Source organism: Clostridium lacusfryxellense, assembly GCF_018861735.1.
Lineage (GTDB): Bacteria > Bacillota > Clostridia > Clostridiales > Clostridiaceae > Clostridium_AD > Clostridium_AD lacusfryxellense.
This window is the reverse complement of the sequence record NZ_JAHLEB010000031.1, coordinates 15,251-29,762: the sequence shown is the minus strand read 5'-3', so window position 1 is coordinate 29,762 and position 14,512 is coordinate 15,251. Positions and strand designations below refer to the sequence as shown.

The 14,512-nt window shown below is 29.4% G+C and carries 21 protein-coding genes; all 21 read left to right on the top strand.

The window, feature by feature from the left end:
- Positions 1 to 18: 18 nt before the first annotated feature.
- The 21 genes from KPL55_RS16275 (at position 19) to KPL55_RS16175 (ending at position 14,447) form a co-directional block, all read left to right on the top strand.
- A complete protein-coding gene (locus KPL55_RS16275) occupies positions 19 to 1,020 on the top strand; it encodes a GGGtGRT protein (RefSeq protein WP_216307798.1) in 1,002 nt (333 codons plus the stop codon).
- Positions 1,021 to 1,211: 191 nt separating this feature from the next.
- The gene (locus KPL55_RS16270) at positions 1,212 to 2,234 is read left to right on the top strand and encodes a hypothetical protein (RefSeq protein WP_216307797.1); all 1,023 of its coding nucleotides are present in this window, start codon (positions 1,212 to 1,214) and stop codon (positions 2,232 to 2,234) included.
- 118 nt (positions 2,235 to 2,352) lie between these two features.
- A complete protein-coding gene (locus tag KPL55_RS16265) occupies positions 2,353 to 3,087 on the top strand; it encodes a site-2 protease family protein (protein ID WP_216307796.1) in 735 nt (244 codons plus the stop codon).
- A 246-nt stretch (positions 3,088 to 3,333) separates the two neighbouring features.
- Complete coding sequence (locus tag KPL55_RS16260) at positions 3,334 to 3,855, top strand: GrpB family protein (protein ID WP_216307795.1); 522 nt, start codon at positions 3,334 to 3,336, stop codon at positions 3,853 to 3,855.
- 31 nt (positions 3,856 to 3,886) lie between these two features.
- On the top strand, positions 3,887 to 4,090 hold the full coding sequence (locus tag KPL55_RS16255; protein WP_216307794.1) for a hypothetical protein: 204 nt from the start codon (positions 3,887 to 3,889) through the stop codon (positions 4,088 to 4,090).
- A 78-nt stretch (positions 4,091 to 4,168) separates the two neighbouring features.
- Positions 4,169 to 4,669, top strand: coding sequence for a GNAT family N-acetyltransferase (locus tag KPL55_RS16250; protein WP_216307793.1), 501 nt, complete (start codon positions 4,169 to 4,171; stop codon positions 4,667 to 4,669).
- A gap of 23 nt (positions 4,670 to 4,692) precedes the next feature.
- Entirely contained in the window at positions 4,693 to 5,211 is a 519-nt protein-coding gene (locus tag KPL55_RS16245; RefSeq protein ID WP_216307792.1) for a GNAT family N-acetyltransferase, read from the top strand.
- Positions 5,211 to 5,648 (top strand): C-GCAxxG-C-C family protein, encoded by a 438-nt coding sequence (locus KPL55_RS16240; RefSeq protein WP_216307791.1) that lies wholly within the window; start codon positions 5,211 to 5,213, stop codon positions 5,646 to 5,648. Before KPL55_RS16245 ends, KPL55_RS16240 begins: the two co-directional genes overlap by 1 nt.
- A gap of 299 nt (positions 5,649 to 5,947) precedes the next feature.
- The gene (locus KPL55_RS16235; protein ID WP_216307790.1) at positions 5,948 to 6,451 is read left to right on the top strand and encodes a GNAT family N-acetyltransferase; all 504 of its coding nucleotides are present in this window, start codon (positions 5,948 to 5,950) and stop codon (positions 6,449 to 6,451) included.
- Positions 6,452 to 6,876: 425 nt separating this feature from the next.
- Positions 6,877 to 7,539, top strand: a complete 663-nt coding sequence (locus KPL55_RS16230) for a class I SAM-dependent methyltransferase (protein WP_216307789.1) — start codon at positions 6,877 to 6,879, stop codon at positions 7,537 to 7,539.
- Between the two features lie 55 nt (positions 7,540 to 7,594).
- Positions 7,595 to 8,116, top strand: a complete 522-nt coding sequence (gene dcd, locus KPL55_RS16225) for a dCTP deaminase (protein ID WP_216307788.1) — start codon at positions 7,595 to 7,597, stop codon at positions 8,114 to 8,116.
- Between the two features lie 54 nt (positions 8,117 to 8,170).
- Positions 8,171 to 8,881, top strand: a complete 711-nt coding sequence (locus KPL55_RS16220; RefSeq protein WP_216307787.1) for a peptidase MA family metallohydrolase — start codon at positions 8,171 to 8,173, stop codon at positions 8,879 to 8,881.
- A gap of 47 nt (positions 8,882 to 8,928) precedes the next feature.
- Positions 8,929 to 9,474, top strand: a complete 546-nt coding sequence (locus KPL55_RS16215; RefSeq protein ID WP_216307786.1) for a GNAT family N-acetyltransferase — start codon at positions 8,929 to 8,931, stop codon at positions 9,472 to 9,474.
- 25 nt (positions 9,475 to 9,499) lie between these two features.
- Positions 9,500 to 9,907 (top strand): hypothetical protein, encoded by a 408-nt coding sequence (locus KPL55_RS16210; protein ID WP_216307785.1) that lies wholly within the window; start codon positions 9,500 to 9,502, stop codon positions 9,905 to 9,907.
- A 328-nt stretch (positions 9,908 to 10,235) separates the two neighbouring features.
- Positions 10,236 to 10,676, top strand: coding sequence for a GNAT family N-acetyltransferase (locus KPL55_RS16205; protein ID WP_216307784.1), 441 nt, complete (start codon positions 10,236 to 10,238; stop codon positions 10,674 to 10,676).
- Between the two features lie 375 nt (positions 10,677 to 11,051).
- The gene (locus tag KPL55_RS16200) at positions 11,052 to 11,552 is read left to right on the top strand and encodes a GNAT family N-acetyltransferase (RefSeq protein ID WP_216307783.1); all 501 of its coding nucleotides are present in this window, start codon (positions 11,052 to 11,054) and stop codon (positions 11,550 to 11,552) included.
- Between the two features lie 47 nt (positions 11,553 to 11,599).
- Positions 11,600 to 12,076, top strand: a complete 477-nt coding sequence (locus tag KPL55_RS16195; RefSeq protein WP_216307782.1) for a GNAT family N-acetyltransferase — start codon at positions 11,600 to 11,602, stop codon at positions 12,074 to 12,076.
- 95 nt (positions 12,077 to 12,171) lie between these two features.
- A complete protein-coding gene (locus KPL55_RS16190) occupies positions 12,172 to 12,801 on the top strand; it encodes a histidine phosphatase family protein (protein ID WP_216307781.1) in 630 nt (209 codons plus the stop codon).
- A gap of 31 nt (positions 12,802 to 12,832) precedes the next feature.
- Entirely contained in the window at positions 12,833 to 13,357 is a 525-nt protein-coding gene (locus KPL55_RS16185; protein WP_216307780.1) for an ATP-binding protein, read from the top strand.
- A gap of 14 nt (positions 13,358 to 13,371) precedes the next feature.
- Positions 13,372 to 13,944, top strand: a complete 573-nt coding sequence (locus tag KPL55_RS16180; protein ID WP_216307779.1) for an NUDIX hydrolase — start codon at positions 13,372 to 13,374, stop codon at positions 13,942 to 13,944.
- Positions 13,945 to 14,087: 143 nt separating this feature from the next.
- Positions 14,088 to 14,447: an SdpI family protein gene (locus tag KPL55_RS16175; protein WP_216307778.1), complete on the top strand. Its 360-nt coding sequence runs from the start codon at positions 14,088 to 14,090 to the stop codon at positions 14,445 to 14,447.
- The last annotated feature ends 65 nt before the right edge of the window (positions 14,448 to 14,512 follow it).

The following is a 14,512-nucleotide window of genomic DNA, read 5'->3' as shown; positions in this document are numbered from 1 at the left end:
AAAAGGAGGAATAATTAAATGGCTTTATTTGAAAGTTTTGAAAGAAGAATAGATCAAATATTACCTGTGTTAAGTAAACACGGAATAAATTCACTAGAAGAAGCAAGAACAATATGTGAAGAAAAAGGTATCGACGTTTTTGGAATAGTTAAAGGAATTCAACCAATAGCATTCGAAAATGCTTGCTGGGCATATGCAGTTGGAGCAGCAATAGCAATTAAAGAAGGATGTACTAAGGCAGCTGATGCTGCAGTATACATAGGAGAAGGTCTTCAATCTTTTTGTATACCTGGTTCTGTTGCTGATGATAGAAAAGTTGGAGTTGGTCATGGTAACTTAGCAGCTATGCTACTAAGAGAAGAAACTAAATGTTTTGCATTCCTAGCTGGACATGAATCATTTGCTGCTGCTGAGGGAGCAATTGGTCTTGCAAGAGCTGCAAACAAAGTAAGAAAGGTACCACTAAAAGTAATATTAAACGGTCTTGGAAAAGATGCCGCTTATATAATTTCAAGAATTAATGGATTCACTTATGTTCAAACTAAATTTGATTACTATACTAGTGAATTAACAGTAGTTAAAGAAACAGCTTATTCTACTGGAGAAAAAGCTAAAGTAAGATGTTACGGAGCAGATGATGTACGTGAAGGCGTTTCAATATTGCACTCTGAGGGAGTAGACGTTTCTATTACAGGAAATTCTACAAACCCAACAAGATTCCAACATCCAGTTGCTGGTACTTATAAGAAAGAATGCCTAGAACAAGGCAAGAAATTCTTCTCAGTAGCATCAGGTGGCGGTACAGGAAGAACTCTTCACCCAGATAATATGGGAGCAGGTCCTGCATCATACGGAATGACAGATACAATGGGAAGAATGCATTCAGATGCACAATTCGCAGGATCTTCATCAGTTCCAGCTCATGTTGAAATGATGGGATTAATAGGTATGGGAAATAATCCTATGGTTGGAGCTTCTGTTGCAGTTGCGGTTGCAGTAGAAGAAGCAATGGGTAAATAAGATTTATTTTTGTACCATAATAATAAAATTTTGTAAAGACTGTACAAGCAGTGAGAGTTTTTCTTTCACTAATTGTACAGTCTTTTTTTTACAATATATCCTGCTATATGAAGAGTTTAAATAGTATATTTTGATTGCATTATTCTAAAGATAAATTGAGTGGAAAATAAATAATCTTAGGATGGTGCGAGATGAAAACTACAAAAAATATTTCAATATTTATGATATTTACTCTATCCATTATGTTATTTTCCGGTTTTAATTCTACTGCTAAGAAAGCAGCGCAGAATACCAAAACTATGATTAATGATACTGAAAAAGGGATAAAAAATCCTAGTTTCGCAGAAGGAGTAGATAAACATACAAGTAATGTTACCAGTAAAACTTTTAATACATTAGGTCATAGAATGGATAATACGGATACTTCAATCATGGCTATTAATAAAACTAACACACAGACAATTGCAGATATAAAAAAGAATGTAACTGGAATAAGTGAATACTTTCCAAGATATACATTTGATGGATTTATACCAGCTTTATACGGTAATCAGTCAATGCAATCTATAATTTATATCCCAGAAGATGACGTTATTATTTCAGGATACAAATTATATTCTGGAACAGAAGGACTATGCACGTTGAGGAAATGGAATAGAAAAACTAAAAAGTTAATAGCAAATTATGATAATTTAAATCTTTATCATTGCTCCGATATGACATATAACCCAAATACAAAAGAAATATTTATATCAACAAATACTGACCCGCGAGCAAGAAATTACATATCAGTATATGATTATACAACTATGAAATTTAAACGTGAATTTCAATATACTTATAAGTCGAGAGTTTATGGAATTGCATATTCAACGTTACATAATCAATTTGTTTTCTATGATAATTCTGATATTCGTATATGTGATGTAAATATGGTTTCACAATCATTTTTTAATGTCCCAAACCTAGGTATGAATTACCAAAGTATAGAGGTTTATAAAAATTATGTTTACATTTATTATGATATAGCAATTCAAGTTTATGATTTTCAAGGTAATTATATCACAACATATAAAATTGATGTAGGCGATGAAGGAGAGGGGATTTGTTATATTGGAAATGGAAAATTTCTAATTGGTAGGGTAATAAATACTCCTATGGAAACGGCTTCTATTTCATCGAGAGTATACATATTTGATACTTTAACACTTTAAAACACACATTTCTATTTTATGAACACTTATGTATAGTTAACTATTGTATATAATGGTATAATTTATTTATTGGAAATATTTAATAACCATAAATTATATAAATAGGAGCGTTCTTTTTATGAACTTAATAGAACTGTTTACAACAATAATAATTGCGACATTGCTCCACGAATTTGGACATATGTTGGGCGCAAAAATAGTAGGGATAAAAATTAGTGAATTTTCACTTGGGTTTGGACCTACTATAACAAAATTCTCTTTTAAAGGGACAACCTATAAAATAGCTTGGATATTATTGGGGGCATATGTTAAACCGGAAAAAGATGATGATGATTATTTAACTTATTCAAGAATAAGTAGGATAATATTCACGGTATCAGGATTAGTAATGAGTATTTTTATTTTGCCTATGATATGCATTATAATACTAAGTATTTTACAGGAAAGTGAACTTAATATTTTTTATGCATATGTTAATATGTTTAGATATATGTTCCATAATCCATTAAACTATTTATATAACGGAATAATGCCATTTCCAACAGTGATATTTGCAAACAAATACTATACTTATTTAAGTTGCCTGGGTGAAGTTAGTTTATTTTTAGGAATAATAAATGCATTACCAATTCCAGTTACCGATGGTGGACAATTGTTAATGGGTCTGTTAGAAAATAAATTTGCAGACTTTAAAACTAATCCTCTAAGATATAGAAAATTGGGATATTTAGTTATACTTATTATTTTTATGTCGCCAGTAATGATAGCTTTAGCCCAAAGCATAAAAAACTCGTGGCCAATTCTACCAGTAATAGGTTATATAATATACAAGTTTATCACAGTGAAAGTATAAAACTATATCATAAAAAGAGTTTCAAATAGTTAATCGTATTAAACGTCACAAATGATAATAATTTGTGGCGTTTATATTTTGTTATGCGATAGGTGGAGTAGATAATAAAGTTTAAAATTATCCTAATGTTTATTTTAATGTTAGGTTATGGTAATATAATATCTAATTGGTATAATATTCTGAAAAGTATAATTCAAGACCTTATTTAATTGTGGTGTAAAAGTGTATTATAGGAGGAAGCAAATAATGGCGGGGAATATAAGAGTAATAGAGGTAATTCCATATAATGCAGAATGGAAAAATGAATTTGAGAAAATAAAAATAAAAATTAATGGGATTATAGGTGATTTGGTTATTAGAATAGAGCATGTTGGTAGTACATCAGTGGAAGGACTATTTGCAAAACCGATTATTGATATTGATGTAGTCATTTCAAATTATGACTGTTTACCTGAGATTATAAAACGGTTGACTAAAGTGGGGTATCAACATGAAGGGGATTTAGGAGTAGAGGGGCGTGAGGCATTTAGTAGAGCATTTAAAGATGATTTTATGGAATATCATCTTTACGTATGCCCTAAAGATGGAAAAGGGTATTTGGAGCATATCGCTTTCCGAGATTATTTGCGTAATAATGAAGTTGCGCGTAACGAATATGGAGTATTAAAATGTAAGTTGGCTGAAACATATTGCTTTGATAGAGATGGTTATTGCAACGCTAAAACAGACTTTGTAAGAGATATACTGAAAAAAAGTATTTATAGGTGATAAAAGATAGAGTAAGAGTTGGGGGATATGAATGTATATTATTCCTTTTGAAAGTAGTATAAATAAAGGAGAATTTATGCCTCATATGACTATTGGTGAATTTGCTAATAGAACTGATTTAAATAATGATTACGAAGATGTATTCAGTGTGTTAGTGGATAAAATATCTGTTGAAATTATTGATGACAATGAAGATCCAATTATAGAAATAGATGTAAATTTAAGTAAAAAGTAATTCTCAAAGGGGTAAGTCAAAAAAATCTTCGCTTTTATTGGAAAGCAAAAGATAAAGACAAAAAAAGGAGGTAAAAGCATGGAAAACGATGAAAAACTAATATTTGAACCTATAGTTGAAGAGGATATAGAGCCTTTGACTGAGATAATGACAAGGGCTTTCGATGATGATACAAAACGTCACATAGGTGATGAAAAAGGTGGCCCTGATGGATATGATAATGGGGAATTTATAAAAAAATGGGCATTAAATTCACCGTCTCAATCATTCAAGGTGTTAATGAATGATAAACTTATTGGTTCTGTAATTCTTTGGATAAACGAAGACAGAAAAAATTTCTTAGGCAATATCTTTGTGGACCCTAGTGTGCAGAATAAAGGCATAGGACTAATAATATGGAATTATATTGAAACAAAGTACCCTGATACTAGAAGGTGGATAACTGAAACACCTGGTTATTCAAAGAGAAATCATAATTTCTATGTAAATAAATGTGGATTTAAAATAGTTAAGATACTTAATGCGGGTATTTTGAGGGAAGAAAGTTATATCCTTCAAAAAAATATGATACCTGAGTAATATCGTAGTGAGAGGAAGAGTAAATGGATGGGAAAGTCGTAGAGTCAGAAAGGTTACGTCTAAAACCTTTATCTTTTAGTGAATTATTAAGTATTAGTAAAAATGAAAATATTGAAACTATAATTGAATCAGAAGCAATATCTAGTTCTGTTAAATCAGCAATATCAAAGAAGCTTGTAAAGATGAAAAGTATTAATGTTGATATTCACGAATGTTATACATACTGGATAATAATTAATAAAAATAATCAAACAGGGATAGGGTTTATTGGTTTTAAAGGCTTGCTAAATGAAAGTGGTTATTTGGAGGTTGGATACAGTATTTCACCTAATTATAAAAAGCAAAAACTTATGACAGAGGCCCTAGAAACATTATTGAAATGGGCTTATGGATTTAGAGAGTGCAAAGGTATAATTGCGATAGTTTTAAAAACAAATATAGGCTCTAATAAAGTATTAAATAATTGTAATTTCAAAGTTCATAGTTCTACTGAGCAAGAGAATAATTATATTCTTGAATTTAGATGGAGAGGAGATATATAATGAATAAAAAAGATGAGGCAGTAAATATATTTAACAATGGATTTAATTGTAGTCAAGCAGTATTAAGCGTGTTTTGTGAGGAATTAGGGTTAGACAAAGAAACTGCATTAAAAATTTCTACTGGCTTTGGTGGAGGATTACGAAAAGGTGAAGTTTGTGGAGCAGTCTCAGGAGCTATAATGACATTAGGTTTAAAAAATGGACATTTTATTGAAGGTGATACCGAATCAAAAAATAAAGCATATGCGTTAACTAAGGAATTTATTAGAAGGTTTGAAGAAAAAAACGAATCAATAATATGTAAAAAATTATTAGGTTATGATTTATCAGACGAGATGGAATGCAATATTATTAGGGAAAAAAGACTTTTCGATATTATTTGCCCTAAAGTAATAATTGATGCTATAGGCATTTTAGAAGATATGTTTCAAAATTAAGAAAATACGTTGAGAATTTCATTTGAACAGAATATTATAATAGTAGGACATGGTGGTTCTCTACAAATGTTTACTGCAGCTTGGATAAAAATAAATAACTAGAACCCTGAAGCAACTATATATGAAATAAAAGATAAGTTAGAGGTTACCACATATGAGGAAACAGAAAACTACCAGATAATGAAGAGTTTCATGAAAAATAAGAATAAGATGCTTAGTATTCTAATTGATGGGTATGAACATTAATCACCAACAAATTAGGGGAAAGAGCATAGAATATGCCGTGGAGGAGAAACAATATGGAATTTTCAAAAGCAGTTGAAGCAGACGTTAATAGTATAATGAAAATCATAAATAAGGCACAAGCTTATTTTAAGCAGCAGGATATTAATCAATGGCAGGATAATTACCCTAATTTTGAAACAGTAATAAATGATATCAACAATGGAAATGGCTATGTTTTGCTAGAAGATAATAATGTAATTGGTACTGTAGTATTCACTTTTGATGGAGAGAAAAACTATGAGGTTATTTATAATGGAAAATGGATAAATAATGATAAATATGCAGTTATTCATAGAATGGCTGTTGACTCCAATTATAAAGGAATGGGACTAGCATCTATAATTATCAAGAATATAGAGGAAATATGTTTAGATAATCAAATATACAGTATTAGAATAGACACGCATATAGAAAATATATCTATGAAGAAGATGCTTTTGAAAAATGGATTTGAGTATTGTGGCATAATTTATTTAGATGATCAAAGCAAAAGGGTTGCTTATGAGAAAACACTCTAAGAAACATTATAATAAGAACTTGGTGTGGGCTGTTATATTTAGGCTTATTTAATTAGGGGGTAAAAGATAATATGATAAATAGTGAAGAGCTAAAAAGAATTTGGCTATACCCAAAGTTATATAAATGGTGAAAAATAATCTCATTATTAACCTTTATATATGTTTATAATTGAATATTTAGAAAAATTTACATAGTTTTATATAGTATGTATATTATTAATAGTATAATAAATAAGAATGACAGAATTTATTTATAACAAGCCAGGTGGGGACCTATCGTTTGAGAATGGAAGATTTGAGTTTAAATCTGTTCCAATATATATGATTTGCAAGCTGTTATTGATAAAGCTGATGATATAAATTATCCTGCTAAGGATATAATAAAACATATTTTTTATGGGATTAGTGATTGGGGGGAGAACATATTGAATATTAAATGGGAACAAGAATGGAATAAAATATATAAGGACCAAGGAGAAGTTCAATTCGATGTATTACCAACGGTAAGAGTGGCAGCAGATGTCTTTAAAAAGAATGATTGCATGAATATAATGGATTTAGGATGTGGTACAGGCAGACATTCAATATATCTTGCTCAACAAGGCTTCAAAGTATATGCTACAGATATTTCGCTGCAAGGACTAGAAATAACTAAATCAAAGGCAGAAAAATTGAAATTGAGCAATATTGAGTTTAAACAACATGATATGAGATCTATACCTTTCGAGAATGATTCTTTAGATGGGATTTTATGTGTATGGACTACGGGACATGGTATGTTAGAGGGCTCTAGGGAAAATGTGAATGAAATATTTAGAATATTAAAACCTAATGGTGTTGTAGTTATTGATTATGTCTCAATAGATGATGAGAATTATGGTAAAGGTCAAGAGATAGAAAAAGATACTTTTATTAATAATGTTGAAGGTGAAGAAAATATTCCACATCATTATTTTAGCATGGATGAACTAAAGGAGTTATATTCAAGCTTTTTAAAGGTAAATATAACACCAATAGATTATTTCTTTGTGGATAATCAGGGTGACAAACACACAATTAAGGCTTTTGTGATAATAGGAATTAAGTAGCATGCACAATCACTGCTAACGTTATAAAAATTATATAAATGAGGAGTAATAACATATGATACTTTCAGGGAAAGAAATAAAGAAAAACTTAGGAAAGGAGATTGTAATTGAGCCTTATAATGAAAAACAACTTAATCCTAATAGTTATAATTTGAGGTTGCATAATGAATTACTTGTTTATGATGAAACAATTTTAGATATGAAAACGGAGAATAAGGTTAAAAAAATTATTATACCAGAAGAGGGATTAGTTTTAGAAACAGGTAAATTATATCTTGGAAGAACAATAGAATTCACAGGAACAGATAATTATGTGCCAATGCTTGAAGGTAGATCATCTATTGGTAGATTAGGGCTATTCATTCATGTAACAGCAGGATTTGGAGATGTTGGTTTTCAGGGATTTTGGACTTTAGAAATATTCTGCGTTCAACCAATAAGGATTTATCCTGGAGTTGAAATATGTCAAATATACTATCATAGTATTGAAGGTGATTATGATAAATATATCAGTGGAAAATATCAAAATAATCAGGGGGTTCAGCCAAGTTTATTATATAAAGATTTCGAACGTTAGATAACAATGTATCATAACATTTAGTGACATTAATACTATTTTGGGGGTGTTAATTTGGATATTATTAGAGAAGGAACATTAAATTTAAGTCAAGAAACGCAACATTTTATAATCTATTACACAGAAGTAGACAAGACATGTATAGATAAAGTTTCGGAGGTTCTTGAAAATAATTACAATAGGATTACTGTTAACTTGAATCAGCAAATTGATGAGAAACTATCTATTGAAATTCATTCAGAACTTAATCAGCTTCATAGAGCGTTAGGACTTATAAATGCACCTAATTGGATAAGAGGTGGGATTGGAGTTGGGAAAATTGTAATAGCATCTCCCTTAAATCCACCACCACGTTCAGAGTTTAATAACGTAGTAAATACAGCTGTTCATGAGTTCGTTCATATTATTGTGAATAAAATAAATGGGGATACACCAAGATGGCTGAATGAAGGAATAGCATGTTATGAAGCGAAAGATAATAATGAAGAATGGATAAGAGAAACTGTTGAAAATGGATTGGTAAATAATATAGTTCCTACACTCAATGAGTTAGATACTGGAGAAGATTTTGAAACGTTTTTTAAACGCGATGGCTATCAATACTCATATACCATAGTAGAATCAATAATTAAGGAGTTTGGTTATGATAAGTTATGTGATTTAATAAAATCTCCTAAAAGTTTTGTGGATATTTTTGAAAAAACAGAGCTGCAATTTCAAAAAAATTGGATTGAGTTTATTAAAAAGAACTATCTATTAACATAATCTTTTAGTACCTAAAGGATAAAACAATATAAACTGGGGGAGTTAAGATGATAAGTAACTGTTTTGAAAATTACCAATTAATTTTATTATCAGAGGGACATTTGAGGGAATTATATAACTGGAATATGGCAGAGGAAAATTTTGAACAATATACATGTAGACCATTAAAATTGCAAAAGCCATATGATGAATACTTTAATGAAATGCTTTATTCATTTGATAATATAAAGGAGAAAAATTATATATTAGTGCATAAAGATCACAAGGGTGTACCTTTGGGGAAAATTAGATTATTTGATTATAATGCAAGAAATCATAGTGCCGAATTTGGATATTATTTACCTGAACATAATAGAAATAAAGGTATTGGAAGTATTATGTTAGATTTATTTATAAATATATCATTTGCAGATAGTGATTATAAATTAAATAAGTTATATGCTACTACGGCTTCAAATAATAATCCTTCTATAAAGCTATTAGAGAATAATGGATTTAGAATAGATGGAAAGTTAAGAGAACATTATTGGATTAATGGAAGCAAGTATGATCAATGTGTTTATTCTATTCTAAAATCAGAATTGATAAAATAAATTCTAAGAATGTAAGGAGGACAACATGAAAAAGTCTGTAATTATAGTTTCTTTTTTAGTAATGTTAGTTTTGGTTTCCACATGCTTATCAAAATCAGCGAAAGACATAAAATCAAAGGAAAAGGTTACAATAACAGCTGCAAATGTTGCTATTGATAAAAAGTTAGATACTATTTGTGATAATCCTAAAGTTGCAGCATCTTCAAATCCCTATGATTATACAAAGGACAGCCAGGATTACAAGGATATTGTAAGTTCAGGAGATGATGCTTTAAAGTATATGTTAACAAAGTTTGATAAGAGTAAAGAAAATGGGCTAAGAGAATATGTTATGGCAATAGCATGTTCAGAAATGTTGAAAGAAAATATTGAAACTAAAAAGTGGGAGACGGGTAGAGAATGGTATGAAAACTATATTATAGCAAATAAATGAAGATTAAATGTTTTATCTGATGAAAAAAAGGAAATCTTTGAGAAAGATGTTTTTAAAAGAGTTGTAAAAGAATACCCAATACAGTTTTTAATGAAAATATGATGGTTGTTTGCGAAGAATTTGAAGTGGTGTGGAAATAAACACATAAATGTAAAGTTAGAGAAGGTCACATATACTACCATGAGTGGTAATAAATCAAATGGCTTTTTTTATTTATGTAAAAAAAAAGAATAATGCAATTAGTTAAGATTAATTATTATAAGGTTACTATGCTTAAATATTTATAGGATATAGTTTATTAACTTTATATTTTTAGAGGAGCGATAAGGTGGATATAGCAATAAAGAAAATTGATGAAAGTAATTGGAGAGAATGCATTAAATTAGAGGTGGCTGAAAGTCAAAAAAAATTTATCCCATCAAATTTATATTCTGTAGCAGAATCTAAATTTGAAAATGAAATGAAAATATTTGGAGTGTACTTAAATGATATTATGATCGGATTCGCTTCATATATTTTAGATAAGCAAGGCGATATGAATCTTTATAAACTAATGATAGATAGAGGATATCAACAAAATGGATATGGTAAAAGGGCTTTAATAATATTAATAGATATAATTAAAAATGAAACTAAGAATAAAGAAATATGGTTGAGTTTACATCCTAATAATTTTGTCGCTATAAATCTATATTGTGATTATGGGTTTAATCAAGAAATAACAGGTCTCGAGGAAGAAGATGAAATTTTTTTCAAATATAATATTTGAGATTAATTCAGCGATATTGGATTTAATTATGATTTATAAAATATATATGTTGATAAAATGAGGATAAGATTATGTTAAACAAAGTAAAAGCATTGCCACATAAGATAACATTTGACATGGTTAAGTTTGAACGAAGCGGCAGATACATTAAAAACTATTTACATATTGGAGGGGAAAAATGAACAGATTAAAATCAACCCCACAGTACCATCCATGCTATCTCCATTTTCAATAAATTCTCCAACTGAAATGTTGGCATTAGCTTTGACTGAATGTGTAAAATTAAATATTAAAAAAGTTAAATAAGTTGTTATCACGTACAAGAGATGGAGCTAAATATTGGAGGCAAGATGACAATGTTGGAGGAGATATGAGATGAGTTATAAAATTAATGCAATGTCAAAATCTGATTGGGACCAGGTATCAAATATCTATTTAGAAGGTATTAAAACAGGAATAGCAACATTTCAGTCAATCATTCCAACTTGGGAGCAGTGGAATAGTAGTCATACAAGTTCATGTAGGTTAGTAGCTCAATTAGGTGATAACATATTAGGTTGGTGCGCTTTGAGCCCAACTTCAAGTAGGTGTGTTTATGAGGGTGTAGCGGAAGTAAGTATTTATGTTAGTGAAAAATATAAAGGTCAAGGAATAGGGACGGTTCTTTTAACAAATTTAATTAAACTATCTGAAGAAAATGGATTTTGGACTTTGCATTCTGGAATTGTTAGAGAAAATGCTGCAAGTATTTTATTACATAAAAAATGTGGATTTAGAGAAATTGGAATAAGAGAAAAAGTGGCTAAAATGAACAACGAAAATTGGTTGGATGTAATTTTAATGGAGCGTAGAAGTAAGATTGTTGGAATAGATTAATAATAGTAAATTGCGATTAGATATTAATTAAAAGGGGGGTGCATCATATGCTAGAAATAGCAATCAGAGATTTTAACATTGATGATTTTAAAGGTGTTAATATTTTGATGAACCAAGTGCATAAATTACACATGGATAGCAGGGCAGATATTTATAGAAAAACAGATGAACCAATTTCTAATAAAGATTTTCTTAGAATTGCAAATGATAATAATATAATATCAATTTTAGCTGAAACTAACTCTATTATCGTGGGGTTATGTATTATTTCAATTAAACCAGTATCATCCAATATAGCTTTACTAGCAAGGAAAGTTGCTTATATGGAAGATTTATGCGTGCATCAAGATTATAGAAAACAGAGGATTGGTAAAAGACTATTTAATGAGGCCAAAGACCGCACCTTAAAGTTTAACGTAGATAGTTTAGAATTAATGGTATGGGAATTCAATAAAAATGCAATTGATTTCTACGAAAATCAAGGTATGAATACTCGAAGTAGGATTATGGAAATGAAGTTATAGAAACTGAAAGCAAAGAATGCTTTAGTAGTTAGTTTAGGCGGTCAATAAAAGAGTAAAGATAATTTGCAATTTATTTTGTGATTAGGGGTGAGAAAATGAATATTTATTTATTAAGGCACGGCCAAACCAATTTAAATAGAGATGGAAAATATCAATCGGCAGTTGATAAAGACTTAAATGAGTTTGGAATTAGTCAGGCAGAATTGCTTGGACAAAGATTAAAGAGTTATAACATAGAGGTTATTTATTCAAGCGACTTAAAAAGAGTAGTAGGAACATCTGAAATCATAAATAAGTATATTAATAAAGAGATTATTATTAAAAAAGAATTTAGAGAAATAAATATGGGCGAGTGGGATACGTTAACAATAGAGGAGCGAAATATAAGCCATAAAGAATATGCAAAAGAATGGTCTAAGCAAATAAAGGACATGCCTTATCCACAAGGTGAATGTGGCGAAGATGTATCCAAAAGGGCAATGAAAATTATAGATGAAATAGTAGAAAAGGAATATGAAAATGTTGTAATAAGCACTTCAGGAGGAACTATTTCTATAATTATAAGTCATTTTCTCGGGTTAGATCAACATAAAAGGTTTAACATGGATATTGATAATTGTAGTATAAGCATAGTGAAATATAATGTTATAAATAACAAAATGAATGTGAATTGTATTAATGATACTGGACATTTAAAGGAATTATTAACGGATATTGTTAGCTAATATATTTAATAAATATAATAGAGGTGTATATATGAAAAAGCTAATTATTATTAACGGAACGATGGGTGTAGGTAAAAGTAGCGTGTGTAACATATTACTTGATACACTAAAACCAAGTGTTTACCTAGATGGTGATTGGTGTTGGAATATGAATCCGTTCGTTGTCTCAGAAGAAAATAAAAAAATGGTTATAGGTAATATCACTCACTTGTTAAACTCTTATTTGAATAATTCAGGTTATGAGTATGTTATATTTTGCTGGGTTATTCACCAAGAATATATATTTGAACAGCTTTTGGAACAATTAAAAGATCATGACTTTGAGCTTTATAAAATTTCTTTGGTTTGCTCTGAAACAGCTCTTAAAAGTAGATTGAAAATTGATGTTGAAAATGGTGTTAGAAAAGTTGATGTAATTGATAAAAGTCTGAAAAGAATCATTCTATATAATAATATGGACACAATTAAAATTAATGTGAGTGATATTTCCTCGAAACAAACAGCTATAGAAATAATTAAATTAATTGAAAAAGGTGAAACCAAGTATATTTATTAAATGGAGGTGTTTTTATGAATTACATAGACCAAATTAAAGAATTTGTTCCAATTAATGATCAAGAAAGCCAAGATAGAAAAATAATTATAGATTATAATGAACAGTTTTCTCATAGTATATTATTGAGAGACAATGCTATAGCGCATATTACAAGTTCTGGGTTTATAATGAACAAAACATTAGATAAGGTGCTAATGGTTCATCATAATATACGTAATGTATGGTCTTGGACTGGTGGTCATGCAGATGGAGATAGAGATCTATTGAAGGTTGCTATTAAAGAAGCGAGAGAAGAAACTGGCATAATTAATGTAAAGCCGCTTACACAAAGTATTATAGCTATTGATATTCTACCTGTATATGGGCATATGAAAAAAGGTAAATATGTTAGTGGACATCTTCATCTTTCAATATCATACATCCTTACTACAAGTGAGGAAGAAAAACTTATAGTAAATGAGGATGAAAATAGTGGGGTTAGGTGGTTTGAATTGGATAAATTTAACGATAACTACTTTGATATACATGACGTTTATTTATATAATAAGTTAATTAAAAGAGCTAAACAAATAGGTAACCATGAATGAAAAAACTAATAATAGTGCTATCGCTGATTATTTTAATGGTTATTTTATTCTTATTTTTGATATCAGCTTAATTAAGTTATTGTTTCCTAAAAGGAACAACTAATTACTATTAGCATTTACATTTCAAGAGGGGGAGTATAGTGATGTTTGATTTTGGTAGTAAAGAGTTAATAATTCCTATTATAATGATTATATCTGGATTGGTTCTAAGGTTTAAACCTCCAAGTAAAATAAATATATTTTATGGTTATAGAACAAACCGCTCAATGAATTCTCAAAAAGCATGGGACTATGCACAGAGACGTATAGGGGCATTGTGGTTATATATGGGTATTTTTTTATATATAGTTTTTATACTAAGTATGTCATTTATTCCTGTAGCAAAGGAGAATTTGAGTTTTATTCATGGAGCTATTGGAATAATTACTTTAATAATTGGGATACCTTTTGTTGAGAAAGAATTAAAAGAAAAGTTTGACAAAGACGTTAAACCTAAGAATTAAGTGAATTGTTTAATTTTTACATGGTAAGTTTTAGTGGCACAGAGAATCCTCTATACTATAAGTTA

What these genes read in the sequence shown, in the direction of transcription:
- KPL55_RS16275 (WP_216307798.1), top strand. Translation starts at nt 19, where the DNA reads ATGGCTTTATTTGAAAGTTTTGAAAGAAGAATAGATCAAATATTACCT.
- KPL55_RS16270 (WP_216307797.1), top strand. Translation starts at nt 1,212, where the DNA reads ATGAAAACTACAAAAAATATTTCAATATTTATGATATTTACTCTATCC.
- KPL55_RS16265 (WP_216307796.1), top strand. Translation starts at nt 2,353, where the DNA reads ATGAACTTAATAGAACTGTTTACAACAATAATAATTGCGACATTGCTC.
- KPL55_RS16260 (WP_216307795.1), top strand. Translation starts at nt 3,334, where the DNA reads ATGGCGGGGAATATAAGAGTAATAGAGGTAATTCCATATAATGCAGAA.
- KPL55_RS16255 (WP_216307794.1), top strand. Translation starts at nt 3,887, where the DNA reads ATGTATATTATTCCTTTTGAAAGTAGTATAAATAAAGGAGAATTTATG.
- KPL55_RS16250 (WP_216307793.1), top strand. Translation starts at nt 4,169, where the DNA reads ATGGAAAACGATGAAAAACTAATATTTGAACCTATAGTTGAAGAGGAT.
- KPL55_RS16245 (WP_216307792.1), top strand. Translation starts at nt 4,693, where the DNA reads ATGGATGGGAAAGTCGTAGAGTCAGAAAGGTTACGTCTAAAACCTTTA.
- KPL55_RS16240 (WP_216307791.1), top strand. Translation starts at nt 5,211, where the DNA reads ATGAATAAAAAAGATGAGGCAGTAAATATATTTAACAATGGATTTAAT.
- KPL55_RS16235 (WP_216307790.1), top strand. Translation starts at nt 5,948, where the DNA reads ATGGAATTTTCAAAAGCAGTTGAAGCAGACGTTAATAGTATAATGAAA.
- dcd (WP_216307788.1), top strand. Translation starts at nt 7,595, where the DNA reads ATGATACTTTCAGGGAAAGAAATAAAGAAAAACTTAGGAAAGGAGATT.
- KPL55_RS16215 (WP_216307786.1), top strand. Translation starts at nt 8,929, where the DNA reads ATGATAAGTAACTGTTTTGAAAATTACCAATTAATTTTATTATCAGAG.
- KPL55_RS16210 (WP_216307785.1), top strand. Translation starts at nt 9,500, where the DNA reads ATGAAAAAGTCTGTAATTATAGTTTCTTTTTTAGTAATGTTAGTTTTG.
- KPL55_RS16200 (WP_216307783.1), top strand. Translation starts at nt 11,052, where the DNA reads ATGAGTTATAAAATTAATGCAATGTCAAAATCTGATTGGGACCAGGTA.
- KPL55_RS16195 (WP_216307782.1), top strand. Translation starts at nt 11,600, where the DNA reads ATGCTAGAAATAGCAATCAGAGATTTTAACATTGATGATTTTAAAGGT.
- KPL55_RS16190 (WP_216307781.1), top strand. Translation starts at nt 12,172, where the DNA reads ATGAATATTTATTTATTAAGGCACGGCCAAACCAATTTAAATAGAGAT.
- KPL55_RS16185 (WP_216307780.1), top strand. Translation starts at nt 12,833, where the DNA reads ATGAAAAAGCTAATTATTATTAACGGAACGATGGGTGTAGGTAAAAGT.
- KPL55_RS16180 (WP_216307779.1), top strand. Translation starts at nt 13,372, where the DNA reads ATGAATTACATAGACCAAATTAAAGAATTTGTTCCAATTAATGATCAA.
- KPL55_RS16175 (WP_216307778.1), top strand. Translation starts at nt 14,088, where the DNA reads ATGTTTGATTTTGGTAGTAAAGAGTTAATAATTCCTATTATAATGATT.